Source organism: Paenibacillus sp. FSL E2-8871 (assembly GCF_038000345.1).
Taxonomy (GTDB): Bacteria; Bacillota; Bacilli; order Paenibacillales; family Paenibacillaceae; genus Paenibacillus_AQ.
On record NZ_JBBOBV010000001.1, the window covers coordinates 1,716,448 to 1,731,154 of the forward strand.

The 14,707-nt window shown below is 45.1% G+C and carries 12 protein-coding genes; 1 reads left to right on the forward strand and 11 read right to left on the reverse strand.

Going from position 1 to position 14,707, the window contains the following annotated elements:
• Positions 1-13 precede the first annotated feature (13 nt).
• Together NYE25_RS07885 and NYE25_RS07890 are read right to left on the reverse strand one after the other, a co-directional pair.
• A complete protein-coding gene (locus NYE25_RS07885) occupies positions 14-1,132 on the reverse strand; it encodes an acyltransferase family protein (RefSeq protein WP_149647129.1) in 1,119 nt (372 codons plus the stop codon).
• 27 nt (positions 1,133-1,159) lie between these two features.
• Positions 1,160-2,104 carry an NAD-dependent epimerase/dehydratase family protein gene (locus NYE25_RS07890; RefSeq protein ID WP_341145620.1) on the reverse strand — a complete coding sequence of 315 codons (945 nt, stop codon included), beginning with the start codon at positions 2,102-2,104 and terminating at the stop codon, positions 1,160-1,162.
• Between the two features lie 196 nt (positions 2,105-2,300).
• On the opposite strand from NYE25_RS07890, the gene NYE25_RS07895 reads away from it, so the two are divergent.
• Complete coding sequence (locus NYE25_RS07895; RefSeq protein WP_341145621.1) at positions 2,301-3,947, forward strand: glycosyl hydrolase family 28-related protein; 1,647 nt, start codon at positions 2,301-2,303, stop codon at positions 3,945-3,947.
• Positions 3,948-3,951: 4 nt separating this feature from the next.
• Here NYE25_RS07895 and NYE25_RS07900 read toward each other — a convergent pair whose 3' ends face one another.
• The 9 genes from NYE25_RS07900 to NYE25_RS07940 form a co-directional block, all read right to left on the reverse strand.
• Positions 3,952-5,118, reverse strand: a complete 1,167-nt coding sequence (locus NYE25_RS07900) for a DegT/DnrJ/EryC1/StrS family aminotransferase (RefSeq protein ID WP_341145622.1) — start codon at positions 5,116-5,118, stop codon at positions 3,952-3,954.
• 59 nt (positions 5,119-5,177) lie between these two features.
• Positions 5,178-6,287, reverse strand: a complete 1,110-nt coding sequence (locus tag NYE25_RS07905; protein ID WP_341145623.1) for a GNAT family N-acetyltransferase — start codon at positions 6,285-6,287, stop codon at positions 5,178-5,180.
• A gap of 78 nt (positions 6,288-6,365) precedes the next feature.
• Positions 6,366-7,175: a GNAT family N-acetyltransferase gene (locus tag NYE25_RS07910; protein ID WP_340970572.1), complete on the reverse strand. Its 810-nt coding sequence runs from the start codon at positions 7,173-7,175 to the stop codon at positions 6,366-6,368.
• Positions 7,172-7,798 (reverse strand): sugar transferase, encoded by a 627-nt coding sequence (locus NYE25_RS07915; RefSeq protein ID WP_143759584.1) that lies wholly within the window; start codon positions 7,796-7,798, stop codon positions 7,172-7,174. The genes NYE25_RS07910 and NYE25_RS07915 overlap by 4 nt, the downstream gene beginning before the upstream one ends.
• Positions 7,799-7,822: 24 nt before the next feature.
• Positions 7,823-8,941, reverse strand: a complete 1,119-nt coding sequence (locus NYE25_RS07920) for an LCP family protein (protein ID WP_341145624.1) — start codon at positions 8,939-8,941, stop codon at positions 7,823-7,825.
• A gap of 3 nt (positions 8,942-8,944) precedes the next feature.
• A complete protein-coding gene (locus NYE25_RS07925) occupies positions 8,945-10,855 on the reverse strand; it encodes a polysaccharide biosynthesis protein (protein ID WP_341145625.1) in 1,911 nt (636 codons plus the stop codon).
• Positions 10,856-10,917: 62 nt separating this feature from the next.
• Positions 10,918-12,240 (reverse strand): glycosyltransferase family 4 protein, encoded by a 1,323-nt coding sequence (locus NYE25_RS07930; RefSeq protein WP_341129569.1) that lies wholly within the window; start codon positions 12,238-12,240, stop codon positions 10,918-10,920.
• A complete protein-coding gene (locus NYE25_RS07935; RefSeq protein ID WP_076286729.1) occupies positions 12,164-13,435 on the reverse strand; it encodes an O-antigen ligase family protein in 1,272 nt (423 codons plus the stop codon). The genes NYE25_RS07930 and NYE25_RS07935 overlap by 77 nt, the downstream gene beginning before the upstream one ends.
• A 32-nt stretch (positions 13,436-13,467) precedes the next feature.
• Complete coding sequence (locus tag NYE25_RS07940) at positions 13,468-14,703, reverse strand: oligosaccharide flippase family protein (protein WP_341145626.1); 1,236 nt, start codon at positions 14,701-14,703, stop codon at positions 13,468-13,470.
• Between the last annotated feature and the right edge of the window lie 4 nt (positions 14,704-14,707).

Genomic DNA, 14,707 nt, shown 5'->3' on the forward strand with positions numbered 1-14,707 from the left:
GGTCTATTTTTAGCTAGTTCATGTTCCCTATACTCGAGCTTATGGGCTTATCCAGCGGTTTCGGGGGTTTTCTCTGATTGATTCCAATCCCGACTCGACCGAACACAAAGGCTCCGCCTGGAATACGATTCGCTATGTTCATGATGATCGCCGATCCTACCACACATCCAACAAATTGGAGAAGCACACTGAATAGTCCAAGGTTTTGCAACCCGAACGAAGAAGGAAGTTTGACGAATAAAGCCAACAACAACGGGTGGAGCAAATATATGCCGAAGGAGTATCTACTGCTCCACTCCAGCACACGCGGCACTTTTTTCAATGAAGAAGCCACTGTGAATAGTAGTAGAATCATGCTCATGGCGAAAAGTAACATATCAATTCTCTTGGAACTATGTGCCGTAATCCAGCCTTGCCCATTCACGAATAGCACAAACGCGCCTGTTACAACTGGAAGCACGTAGACAGCTAAACGGAACTGTTTTAATTTTTCCCGGAACCAAGCCTCATTTCGCCCCAAGTAATAAGCCACAGTAAAGTAGAAAATCCACCCCGGAGAGAAAACCCAATACAATTTATCCCAAATATATTGAGCAGCTACCGTATCTACGGGTTTGGTGAAATTGAAAAAACCTAAGTAAGCCACATTAATAACGAATGACGCAATCAGTATAGAGCGTGGAGTGAATTTTTTGGCATGCTTTTGAAATAAGAGGAACAAGGCATAAAACTGAAAGATAATTAGGATAAAGTAGCCATGAAAATCGCCAAGTAACCAATGACGCCAGAGAAAGTACCAAAAAGCTTGAAGAAGCGGAATCCCCTCACTGCCCGCCATATCCAATCCTTTTAACCCTGCGTACAAAGCTCCGAAAAAAAAGTAAGGAAGCAAAATATACTTGATCCGTTTCTCCCAAAATTTCGCGGGAATTCCGTCCGGATATGCAAAAGACAATACGAATTGCGAGATAAATACGAATACCGGTGTGCCAAATGTAAGCAGTAGACCCACTGACTCTACCCAAGGCGTGTTCCCATCGTCATAGACTCGATATAAAGCATGTAACAGCGCTATACTTAAGCAGGCAATACTTCGTAGAACAAACATTTCCGAATTTAATTTTCGTTCCATGGGGATAACCCCTTTCGATATTTGCGATTAATGGTCCACAGCACTGCCTACAGTCAATCGGGCTGCAATCGTCTTCTTGAGTCCCTGGTGAAGATCATGGTGAGGTGACCAGGACATCAACTCGTTTGCTTTACTATTGTTTAAGTAGCTGTGAAGAATATCTCCCGGTCGAGCCTGTTCATAGGTTGTCTGGGATTCCCGACCTGTAATACCGCCTATCATTTCTACAATCGTATTAATGGAGGTCGCCACCCCGCAGCTAATATTTATGATCTGATTATCCGCATTCTCATCTGTACAAGCCGCATTTACAAACGCCTGTGCAACATCCTCAACATAGACAAAATCCCTGGTCTGTTCTCCATCCCCATAAATCACAAGTTCCTTGCCTTGCTTTATGCGATCCAGAAAAATGGAAACGACACCTGCCTCACCATGCGAGCTTTGTCGAGGTCCATATACATTCGCAAGACGAAGAATGGTGTACTTCAGCCCATGCATGCTGGCAAACATCCGAATATAAGACTCAGGAACGCTTTTTGATACCCCATAACAAGATTCAGGATTTAAGGGATGTTTCTCGTCAATGCTCAAATATTCAGGATTACCGTATACAGCGGCCGACGAGGCGTACACGATCTTTTCAACCTGATGGGCCTCACACATCCGCAGGACGTTTAGTGTGCCAACAATATTCACATTCGCGTCAAACAATGGATTGCGCTGAGATTCTCTTACGTCAATCTGTGCAGCCAGATGAATGACCACATCCGGCTTCTCACGGCTAAAGACTTCACCCAGTGTCTCGTCCCGAATGTCGTACGGATATAAAAGTGCGGAAGGATTTCTATAGAATGAGCCGGAAGCACCCGATACATTATCTACAATTACAGTTTCGATCCCCTCTCTGATAAGCCGATCAACAACATGTGACCCAATAAAACCAAGCCCCCCAGTTACTAATACCTTCAAATAAAAAACTCCTTTCGCCCTTTAAGAGTGCTCTTTGTACCGTGCATCTGTAGAAAAGTTCACATAAAATACTTAAGAAGAAACGATGTTGCCATCCTTTTTTGGACGACAACCGTTACTCGTAGAAGTATAGGGATGATATACAACGTGAAACTTAGCCTTATATTTCAAATTAAAAAATAAAGGAGTGAAGTATATGGCAACTGCACCTATTCCAGATAATTCTGTAACAACGTCCGTTATTTCAGACGGCGCGGTCACTTCTATTAAATTAGATCCTGAGACTAACGGTTACGTGAATGTTCGATCCTATGGAGCTACAGGGAATGGTATCAAAGATGACACCGTCGCGATTCAAAATGCAATCAATGCTGGAAATACCAAACGCAAGGTTGTTATTTTCCCGCCTGGTGTATATAAAGTATCTTCAGGTCGCATGCGTAATCCTTCCAGCCTTGAATGGTGGTGTCTTCGCATTCCAACCGGAACTAACCTGAGCTTTGAAGCGGGGTCTAAGCTGTCACTGGCTTCGAACCCTCCATCAGATACAAGAGTACTTGTCATCTTAAACGCCTCTAATATCACGATAACGGGCGCTCTCGAAATTGATGGAAGTGCTTCGACAGTGAAATCAAACGTCAACGATCAGCTTCACGGCTTGTTCATTTCTTCTGCGCAAAATATATCCATCGAATCGGTGTACTCCCATGATTGCTACGGTGATAATATTTTTATTGGAGGTACGGAAGAAATTCCATCCGTTAATGTGCAGATTGGGTATGCGCGCTGTGAAACGGCTGGCCGAAAGAACTTCGTCATCCATTTTGTAGATCAACTTCATGTCAACAGAGCCGTCCTAAACAACAATCGCGGTGGAGCACCTAGCTTCACTGGAGCCAACTCTCTAGACTTGGAACCCGATGAATTCAAAGGAACTCGCAGCTTCTATCAACGCTTCGATTCCTTGACTACCATTGGTTTTGGGAATGATCTGTCTGCAGGGCTTACAGATGAAATCGCTAGACTTTGGACCCTCGACATCGGTTCACTTGATATGCGTGTTAGTGGATCAGTGAGTCCTGCTATACTGTCTTATGGACTAACGCTGAAAATCAGTAACTTATTTATTCGTTCCACCGATCATAAAGCTAGTTACGGTCTACAGACGATCTATTCACAATTTATTGATATCGCTAGTGCGAGCTTCGATGGCATCGGAGGTCCTGCGATCTTTGCTGCGTTTAATGCTGCTGGAGGAAAACCAAGATTGCATATCGGCTCGTTAGGGATGTACGGCTCGGGTTCCACCTTAGCAAGCGGAGTCCGAATCGACGGAGGAGATCTTTATGTGGGGACGATAGATGCACAGGACTTAACGGGCAGTACCTTACAATTATTCACAACAGAGTCTGACGCGATGGTTACTGTCGACAATATGATTGTCCGTAACAGCGGGACCAATCAAGTCGTGCTAGCGTCATCTTATGGTGCAGCTAAGCCCTTCCTGCACCTGAACAATGTAGCAGTGTTTGATACCCGTTCTGTAAAGGTAAAACGCATTCTAGAATTCGAAACATTGGTTGCCATGCAGGGTACTTCTCTTGGTACCTTGTATAATCCGTATGCTTTAACTGAATGGTTCTCTACCTATGGTAACTTCAAACGGGCAGTCCGACTCGTTGGTGGAACATTACTTCCTGCAGTATTTATCGTGGAAGGATCGCCTGAGGGAACGATTACCGCTCCGATTGGCAGTCTGGCTATGCGAACAGATGGTGTAGCGAAAGCAACTTTTTATGTGAAGGAAAGCGGAACCGGTGCTAACGGATGGATTGCTAAGTGATTTTTCAGCGGTTCTGAATACAAGACTCTATCGCATCCATTACGCGTACCAGATCATCATCCGATAAAGAGCTACCGGAAGGTAGACATACACCTTTTGTGAACAATTGATCAGATACACTATGTCCCTCCATGTATGGATAATAGAAGGCGTTCTCGAACAGCGGTTGCAAATGTAGTGGTTTCCATACAGGTCTAGCTTCTATATTGTTGAATTCCAGGCACTTTAAGAGTTGATTAGCGGAGAAGCCTGCGATTTCTTCATCAATCGTTAGCGCACTTAACCAGCGTGTACTGCGACAATTTGGCGCTTCCGGCATGAAATGAAGACCCGGAATGGATCCCAATCGATCTGAGTACACTTGAGAAATATATCTACGTCGTTCGACCTTTTCCTCAAGTAGCTCCAGTTGCCCTCGTCCTATGGCTGCCAACAGGTTACTTAGCCGGTAGTTATAACCCATTTCGGAATGCTGATAGTGTGGAGCAGTGTCACGTGCTTGGGTAGACCAGAAACGGGCTTGATCTAATGCATCGGTATCATCCGATACAAGCATACCTCCACCTGAGGTTGTAATAATTTTATTCCCGTTGAAAGAATAGATTCCGAAGCGGCCCCAAGTACCACTGGCCTTTCCGTGATAAAAGGCACCGAGGGATTCCGCAGCATCTTCTATTAAAACAATACCGTAACGATTCGCGATTTCTACAATTGGTTCCATGTCTGCGCTCTGCCCGTACAAATTGACAACAACAGCTGCTTTAGGCAGTATCCCTCTATCATTCAAATCCAGGCAGGCCCTCTGAAAGGCTAGTGGACACATATTCCATGTCTCTGGTTCTGAGTCTACGAATACAGGTGTAGCCCCCAAATATAAAATAGGATTGGCACTAGCTACGAACGTGAGCGTCGAACAAATCACGTAATCTCCTTGAGAAACGCCAGCTAGACGTAGTGCGAGATGAATTGCCGCTGTTCCAGAGCTTAATGCAAGTGCACCCTTTGAACCTGTATAGTCGGCCATCTCCTGCTCGAAAGCATCGACTTGTGGTCCGATGGGAGCGATCCAGCCAGAGTGAATTGCATCCTCCAAATAAGCGTGTTCACGTCCACTTACATGCGGTGGGGATAACAAGATTCGTGGTAGAATGCGTGGTTGACGAATACTCATGCCTTGCTCCTTTCTCCATTTGGATGCTTTAATCCAAATGGAATACATATCTTATTGTCTTACTTCAGAGCGTGGTCCATGATATTTTGATTCAACAGAGATGGATGCCGGTAGAGCGGAAAATAATTTCCCGCAACCCCAGTGTCACAGAGTGCAATCATTCGTTCATACACCTCGGGGAAAAATATTCGCTTACCTAAGTAATAGTCTAGTGGTTCTAGTTGAGTAGCGAATCTTAGCTTGAACTGAAACAACTCGTCATTCCCCTTATATCCCCCACCGAGATGGAATTTGTCGTATCCATTCTCCATCCCCCACACGGCTGCTGCGTGGATGAGAAATTTGGTGGGTGACCACTGCAGATAAGCTCGATCCCAACCGCATAAGTGATAATGCATCCATGGTCGATCAAGGAGTACAATACTTGCCCCTACACTTCTCTCCCCATCCATCGCCTCAAACAGTGCTACCCGTCCTTCTGGCATAAGGCTTGTATCTTCTATAAATTTTCGAGGGAAATAATAAAAGGGATCTGCTTGTAAATCATTTAACGTCCCGTAATATAACTCGATGAAAGGCTCGATCCGATCCTTAAGATCCGACTTTCGAATGGTGAATGGAGCTGACTTTAATTTACGGATATTTCTTTTATGATTGCTGCCATAGTTCTGGATTAGCACTGACTCTGAGCCAACTGTCAAATCCATGTATACTGTATTCCGATTGAGCTCCGTAGTAAGCCCTTTTTGGTATTCAGCGGCATTGCCTATGAAAGGATGGAATCTTACAAACTCGGTCATGATCTTTTTCTCTCTGCAGTAATCTGTAAACGTATCACTGAATTGTCGGTACAACTCTGTTCGTTCCGCTCCTTTAGGCACATTAGATATTGGCCCCCCGTATCCATAAGGTGTGCTGATGTCATACCATTCTCCTTCAAGTCCCAGCTGGATGACTGCGGGAAGATGGCTAATGGAGCGAAGTAAGTAAGGATAAATGATGAGCTTCTCACCCTGCTTAAAAACAAACAGCTCTGCCTGTTGATGATCATCATCCTCAAACAGCCGAAAAAAATCTGCAGAAAAATAGATATCCTTACTATCCATCTGATTCAAATAAGCATCCCATTCTTCAGAATGCGAGCTATTAAGCACAATGAAATCACTCATACGTCACCTCCTAAAAGTTATGTTAGCGTACGCTTCCTTGAGGTACTTCGACAAAACTTACTTTGGAAGCATTCGCTGCTAATCCAATATCTTGATCATACGTATACTTTCAGTGCTTAAGCTTAGCGCTGGGTCTCTCTCACGTAAGAATGCATCGGATGAGAGCAATAACAGCTTTCTCTCCCGGTCAAGGTCGAGTAACACATCGGTTAGTGGATATCCGCCGTCCCACTCCCCACTTTGCAGTTGGATGCGAAAATACTGCTCGCCGAGCCGGCCCACAACTGAAGTCTTCTGCTTCGTTCTAATCCTAAATGAAGAAAATCCGTATTTTAGATGATGAGCCTCTGCCATTGGGTAATCATCAATAATGTAAGTCACTTCTTCATCATCTATATCCACTCCAGAAGCAATAACATCTGCGCTAGCCGTTAATGAACGATCCAGATCCCTCACATACCAATAAGTACGTCCTTCTTCTACAAAGCCAAGGCGAAGGTACCAAGCATGCGCCTGTTCATTCCACGAGAACACATCCAGTACCAACTTCTTAATATCGTCCTTCTTGGCTAATTTCTCTCCGTACGCCATGAGCATTCCGCCAATACCGTCCTTGCGAAACGCCGCATCCACGTTTAAATTATTCAGAACCAATATTTGTTCCATTCTTCGCCATTCCGCGAATCCAATGAGCACTTCTCCAATATAGGCTCCAATCAACAATGTGGCCGAATGACCTCCACACTTACAAGCCGCTTGTAGATATGCTGGATAACCCGTACAAGCAAATATCGTTTGATTGTACACATGCTCCGGTAAGTTGCTCTTCAAGAGCCGGCATGCATGATGTATATCGTCTTCATGCAGCGGTCTAAACTGCACACTCATGCCTGGCCCTCCTTTTTATTCAACCTATACTCATCCAGAGGCAGGCTATGCCGACCTGGATTGGCTACAACATCATCTTGGCGAATCACCTTCAAGACGGTCTTGCACAATATCAGCGCATCAAGTCTGAAACTTAAATTCTCGACGTAGGTGACATCATACGAAAGCCGGTCTTTCCACGACGAAGTATTGCGTCCTGAAACCTGTGCTAATCCCGTAATTCCTGGTCTTACTGAGAAACGCAACCTCTCCTGTTCGGAATAGTATGGGCTATAACGCATGAGTAAGGGTCTTGGACCAATCAGACTCATTTCTCCCTTCACAACATTCACCAATTGTGGTAGTTCATCCAGACTTAGCTTCCGGATGATTCCGCCAAATTTGATATATCGTCGCTCATCTGGTAACGGCTGACCCTGCGTGTCATACAGTTCAGCCATGGTCCGAAATTTGTAGATAAAGAAGGGTTTCTCTCCCCGCCCTGGTCGTTGCTGCTTGAACAAGATTGGGCTTCCAAGCTTCATTCGAATCAACAACGCCACCACAGCCATGACTGGACTAAATATACATAACATAACGATCGCTCCCACAAGATCGAAGCCTCGTTTCATATGGCGATACATGTTAGTACTCCTCCCGCCTTTCTCTTAATCCGTAAAAAGACGTTCCTTCAGTGAGTTCACCTGTTTTAAATCAGCACTCCAGTAGTACACCTTAGTTCTGACTAGCGGATCAGTACCAAAACTGTTGTTGCCTGGAATCTGCTCGTATTTAAAGTCCTCGGAAGTTATTCCCTTGAATAACCAAGCTAAGCTGAGCAAATCACTGTCACTGAAGCTTGTATCGATAATGTCTTTCTTTTCATGGAGCAATAATCCCGCCAGATCCGGAAGATGCTCAGGGCTCAACAGCTTATTGGCCACAGCTCTAACGATATTGAATTGCTCCTCTTGACGACTAAAGTCACCGTTCGGAGTAGAGTAACGCGCCCTAGCAAGGTAGAGAGCATGCACACCATCCAAATGCTGTTCGCCTTTTTTGATGGTAATCTCTGGGGTTATTGTGACATCCTGATCGATTACCATGTCGATCCCACCGATTGAATCGATGAAATCACGAACTCCAGAGAAATTCGTCTTGATGTAATGATGAATGGGAATATTCATAAAGTCGCTCACCGCTTGAATGAGCGTCAACGTTCCTTGCTCATTCCCACCTTTGGATTCACCAACAATATGAGCATGATTAATTTTGGTGTATCCAACATTTTGTACATAAACCCTTGTATCGCGCGGTACAGAGACGATGTTCACCTTCCGCTGTTCCGGCATTACATGCACAACCATTATCGTGTCTGCACGCGAGATTTCCCCACCCCACGTATCTGTTCCAATTAATACAACATTAAAGGATGAAGTTTTTTTATCGGTTGCTTCTGGCGATGCTGCTGGTTCAGTCGATGGTAGTACCACGCCATCCGAATTTGCTGGACTTTTCGTAGTCCCATCCGACTGCGTCTTCCCCACAGGTACTGCAGAAATTTTAGAGTTAGGTATCGTTAATGGATTAAGGGCAGCCTTTTGAAATCGCTGCTCAGCATTTAATACCCCTCTAATCCAAATGCCACCAATTACAATCACAATCAGAAAACCAATCAGGGCGAATCTTCCAATTCGCCGCATGACTATTTGCTTTCTTGTGAATTCCTTGTCACTCTTGCCACGCAAACGCAATTTCTTGTTCCATCTACTCATAAACGACTTCATCACTTAGATCCCCGCATGAACTTCGGATTTGATACGTTCAAGCTCATGAGTAGCCACCTGTGGTTCTTCCTGAAAGCCCGAATAGCTTGGAATAAGCTGCTTTAATAATTTCTTAATCTGATAACTGCTTGGCACAAATTCGTACCGTTTGCACAAATTCTCCAGCACACCAAGGACCAAATTCAATTCGGATCTGGAAACACTTTGAGGCCGACTGATCATGATGCGATAGTTATTGGTGACCATCAATCCCTCCTCTTCTGTCAGGAGTTCCTCAAATAATTTCTCTCCGGGACGAATGCCCGTGACCACGATAGGGATATCTTTATCGGGTTCTAAGCCCGACAGACGTATTAAATCTCTTGCTAGATCGTATATCCGAACCGGCTTACCCATATCAAGCACGAACACCTCGCCACCTTGTGCCAGTACGCTCGCCTGGATAACCAATTGCACTGCTTCAGGGATCGTCATGAAATACCGCACCATATCCATATGGGTAACCGTAACCGGGCCACCACTCTCGATCTGTCTTTTGAATAACGGAATAACACTTCCCCGACTACCGAGAACATTACCGAAACGGACAGCAGCAAAAACCGTCTTGCTAGATGAATTCTGATCATTAATAATCATTTCTGCCGCTCGCTTTGTAGCTCCCATGACACTTGTTGGATTAACCGCTTTGTCCGAAGAGATCAGAATGAACCGCTTAGCACCATATTTGGCACTCGCTTCCGCTACATTCCTTGTTCCGATAACGTTGTTCTTTACCGCCTCCACCGGATTCATCTCCATAAGGGGCACATGTTTATGCGCAGCGGCGTGATACACAATCGTAGGTCGGAAATTCTGAAAAACACTATCGATCCGCGACACATCCTGAATATCAGCTATGATAGGTTGAATCTTCTGATCGGGATATAACTGGCGTAGCTCTTGTTCAATCAGGTAAATGCTGTTCTCACCATGACCAAGCAGCAACATTTCCTTCGGACGATACGCAGCTAGCTGACGGCACAGTTCTGAGCCAATGGAGCCTCCTGCACCCGTGATGAGAATACACTCACTCCCTAAATTCTCATGAATCTCTTCAGTATTAATCTCAACAGGAGTTCTACCCAGCAAATCATTTACGGACACTTCACGAATTCGATTGACTGCCATTTTCCCGTCCAAAATTTCTGTCATACTAGGCATTAGCTTAATCTGTGCTTTTGTTGATTTGCAGATCTCAATAATCTCCATTAAGTCGTTATGTGGCGCTGTCGGAAGGGCAATAATAATGAATGCAATGTCCAGCTGTTTCACGGCCTCGGGAATGAAATTTCGGTTACCCACAATCGGCAGCCCCATTACTTCCAGCTTTTGTTTAGATGCATCATCATCAATGAAGGCAACGGGATGCATAAATTTGAACCTTGAATGCTTGATATCTTTCGTAACGAGGATTCCAGCTTTACCAGCCCCAACGATTAGAAGATTACCTTCGAAGGCATCCTTCACACCCGTTGTCTCAAATCCATCATTTAGAAGACGTTTAACCATTCGTAACCCAACAATGCCCAGAAACACATAACCCGCTGCAAAATAGATAGAAATCGGTAGTCGATAGGAAGGAATTACTGCATGGGTGGATACGTTGACAACAATCACTCCAACGAGGGTTAATACACTCACTTTTAGAAGCTGCAGTAACTCTCTCATTCCGGTGTATCGCCAGATATTGTTATACACTTTGAATCCAAATGAGAAGGCCGCATACACCGCAATGTGAATCAATATTGCCCACGGAAGCATCCACACGTACATCTCAGGGATTTGAAAATCAAACCGAAGTAAAAACACAAGCCACACTGAAGCCGCAATAATCCCTGCATCCAACATGACCAAACGGACGATCCGCATTTTCATCACTTCTTTCTCCCTAATTAACTAAAAATTCATTTACTCGCCTTTTAAGTGAGAGTGAATATTCAATCCCCCGATAGGCTGGCATGCATTTCAGACGGAACCCGCTTTCTTTCCTCCTTGTTTAGCGCTTCTATATAGATCGAGTCCATTTCACGGAGCACCGCAGGCAACCCGTAACGAATGATCCTCTCCTTGTTTGCTTCTCCCATTGCCCTAGTTAATGCTGGATCATCTCGTAATTGAGTAAAAGCCTTAGCGGTAGCGGTAATATCACCAACAGGAACCAACATGCCTGTTGACTCATGTTCGATCAAATCATGAATCCCCCGAATATGCGTACCTATAACGGGTTTTCCTACTGCCATCGCCTCCATAATCGCCCGAGGTAGCCCCTCGCGATAAGACACAAGTGCTACAACATCACATGCTCTGAGTAGATCCGGAATATCTCTACGGTACCCAAGCATATGCACCCGATCGCTGACACCCAGCCGATTAGCAAGTTCCAATAGAGTCTGCTCGAACGGTCCTGTACCCGCAAAAGCCAGATGGATGTTGCCTGCTTGAGACCCCAACTGACCCAGCGCTTCGATCAACTGCTTCTGGTTCTTGTTGGCGTTCAATTCCGCAACGCATAGGATGACGAAGGGAGGTTCATCATGCTCACTCTTCGGCAGATCAAACAGTTGGCGTCGCCTATCTGCCTTCTCCGACGCAGTTTCAGGATGATCCTGTTCACTGCCGTAAACCTGGAGATCAAGTCCTACACCACTCACATAAGTCACCTTTTTCCGTATAGAAAATTTCTGGGCACGTTCATAATCTTCTCTATTTATGGTGATTAGCACATCTGTCCAGCGGGCCATTAACCTCTCGAGCGGATAATAAAGCATCCAGTTCAGAAAAGGAGCTCCCTTGAAAAAATGAAAACCATGCGCTGTATACAATGTGCAAGGTACACCTGCTTTATGGGCCGCAATCCGTCCGAGAATCGAAGCGACTGGCGTATGTACATGGATGAACTGGAACCCCTCCTCCTTGAAGCTTTCCGTTAGTATCCCTAGCGCTGCCCAGTTCTGCATCTGTAAAGGGCTACGCTGAATGGGCACATCATGGCACACGATCCCCTTCTCTTCTAATCGCAATCTCGCTTCCCCGGGCTGCGCGTAAGCATGCACTTCACAACCTTTTTGCTGCAATAACGCCATGTAAGGTAGATGGAAACTCTCAAAATGCCCAAAAATGGAGGCTACAAAAGCAACTCTTACCGGCCCACAGTCTTCAGCAGGTATGCTCCCGAACCTCTTATTATTGCGCTTGTTGCGCTTGTTCTGTTTGTTGTCGTAGGTTACGACCCGTTGACTTTTCAGTGCCCTTGGTTCGATATCGCTTCACTCCTTTCCATCCCGTATTCGTTAATCGGATGCAAGCTGCGTTCATAGCCATCATGAACCACCAATACCGCTGAAATAAGGCTTCAATACCCATCGAAAGTCCAATCATCGCTGCGTGAGACAGCAATAATGCCATAATGATCGGTCTGTTCACCCTATCTGCCGCGCGATAAGAACGGATCCCAACGATGAAGAACCAGATCATGAATCCGCCGTACACAATCAAGCCCAACAAGCCAAATTCTGTCATAAACCAGATCGGAGTATTATGGATAATAATCCGCAGTTCATAGTTATAGCTACCGAGTCCAATCCCTAATAATGGACTTTGAGCGATCCACTCCACAGCCTTCCCAATGATGTCTAGACGCGACTGAATCTGCGAGGGTCTGCTGGCCATATTCCCAAGCACATCCAGATAAGCTGTACCTTTATACAACAGCAATGCTCCAAACGCGACGCTAAACCCCATACCGATCTTGAGAAGTCGAGAAGGATTAGTCAGCAGTAATGTAAGCAGGACAAGGAACAATCCTATCCATGACGAACGCGAAAAAGTCATTATTATGCCCCCGGCTAAGGTGATCGTCGCTAGCGTACTCACCCATCCTCTAAGCAGCTTTACCCCGTCTCCACTCGTCATGATATGAATGGCAAAAGCCGTAACTAGTAATCCGCCGTATGCATTCGGATCAATTAGCATCCCGGAGAGGCGACCGTCTTGCACCATAAACGGAACCTTTACTCCACTAAAAAAATCGAACAAAGCGACGCCATTGAAGATCAGCACACTGATCAAAAAAGCTCGTAGCATTTTATATAACCGATCCCAGCTGTCTACAGCCTGAACAAGCATGATGTAAGTCAGCAGTAGGAGTATAAACCCAAAATCTTTTTGCAATAGAGCGTATTGCGTAATGAATCCATTGCGCCAAATGGATACAAATGAAGCAAGGACGAAAATAAACAACATCCCCCAATGCCATGAACTGAACTGCCTCGGGTCCAATTTGAGGTGTAAACCTGCTGCAAACAAACCAAGCATTAAGAAAAGGTCAGAGGGTGCGATTCGAAATGCGCCGCCGAAATCAATTTGAGCCGGAAGGCAGATGATGTAACCCATAACCGCAAACAGAAATAAATTACGCATGGTGTAGGGTTTCCCTACAACGAGTACAGATGTCATACAAGCCCCTACTTTCCTATGAGAAATTGCTTCTATGCGGCCAATTCCCGTTGTACCTGTTTCCTTGCCTGGCGGATTACCAAGAAAAGTACGATCACACTACCTATCATCTGAACGAATAAGGCCAAGCTAGCCCCCACCGCAGCACCTATCACCCCGAAAATAGGCACGAATATTAGACAAGAAAGCCCATTAGTGATCACGGAACACAGAAACAAGGGAATCTGCGCTTTGTACTTCCCGGTAGCCGTTATGGCATACCACAGGTAAGACGTTACAAATACCAATAGGGTAGAAACGAGCAACCAATGAAATAAACCTATCTCAGCAGCCACATCTGGACTGAATAGAAGAGTTAGTAGCTGATGACCAAAGATCCACCCGATCAAACAAGCGATCGCACTAATTCCTATACCCATTGCAATCATTCGACTGAGTAAAGAGATGAACTCCTTATGTCGTCCGCTAGCGTGCCAACGGGCAAGACGTGGTGTTATCGCTTCACCGAGTGCAGTCACAACAACATTGCAGGCAACGATCATGTATGAGAGCGTAGCGTATATGCCTAAGTCATGTTCTCCTTTAAAATATGAAATCGCGTATAGTGGGATATTTGTATTTAGTGACATCAACGCCAGCACCACGCCAAGGGGTGAGCTTACGAGCAGCAAGCCCCATAATCGTCTTTTGTTAAAAAGTGGCCTGAGCGACGTATGCATTCTCGCTTTGCGAGCATCATATCCAATGGTTATTGCTAACCATCCGATAATCATGACTAACAACGCTAGAATGAGACTCTGAGTAGGGATAAATACGAGGGCGAAGACAAGTATGGAGAACAATCCTTTAGCAGCTCTCGAGAAAGAGATTTGATCTAGCCTTTCCTGCTTCTGAACGATACCCAATAAAATATCGCTGACCGACTCAACAATTCTATACAATCCTATGAAAAATATGACTAAAGCTGTATTCCAATCAGCACCACTAAGGATGCAACAACCTGCTGTAACCGTGAATGCAACTGCGGTTGTCACGAGACGAAGGCCAAAAAAATCTCCAAAAAGATATTTTCCAGATGTATCAACGATCAAGACCGAACGCAGATGCAGATGCGACAGCATGAAGATGGGAGCAGTCACCGCAAGCCCTAACGAATATTGCCCAACGATTTCGGATGAGCCAAATTTATTAAGCAAAATTACAATCACGAATTGAGCGCCAGCGTATGTGATATTTCCGAATAAATAACGAAGAGAAGCAAGTGTCATAATG

Coding starts and splice junctions, on each gene's coding strand:
- NYE25_RS07895 (WP_341145621.1), top strand. CDS start 2,301: ATGGCAACTGCACCTATTCCAGATAATTCTGTAACAACGTCCGTTATT.
- NYE25_RS07900 (WP_341145622.1), bottom strand. CDS start 5,118: ATGAGTATTCGTCAACCACGCATTCTACCACGAATCTTGTTATCCCCA.
- NYE25_RS07935 (WP_076286729.1), bottom strand. CDS start 13,435: ATGACATCTGTACTCGTTGTAGGGAAACCCTACACCATGCGTAATTTA.
- NYE25_RS07915 (WP_143759584.1), bottom strand. CDS start 7,798: ATGTATCGCCATATGAAACGAGGCTTCGATCTTGTGGGAGCGATCGTT.
- NYE25_RS07940 (WP_341145626.1), bottom strand. CDS start 14,703: ATGACACTTGCTTCTCTTCGTTATTTATTCGGAAATATCACATACGCT.
- NYE25_RS07925 (WP_341145625.1), bottom strand. CDS start 10,855: ATGAAAATGCGGATCGTCCGTTTGGTCATGTTGGATGCAGGGATTATT.
- NYE25_RS07910 (WP_340970572.1), bottom strand. CDS start 7,175: ATGAGTGTGCAGTTTAGACCGCTGCATGAAGACGATATACATCATGCA.
- NYE25_RS07905 (WP_341145623.1), bottom strand. CDS start 6,287: ATGAGTGATTTCATTGTGCTTAATAGCTCGCATTCTGAAGAATGGGAT.
- NYE25_RS07885 (WP_149647129.1), bottom strand. CDS start 1,132: ATGGAACGAAAATTAAATTCGGAAATGTTTGTTCTACGAAGTATTGCC.
- NYE25_RS07920 (WP_341145624.1), bottom strand. CDS start 8,941: ATGAAGTCGTTTATGAGTAGATGGAACAAGAAATTGCGTTTGCGTGGC.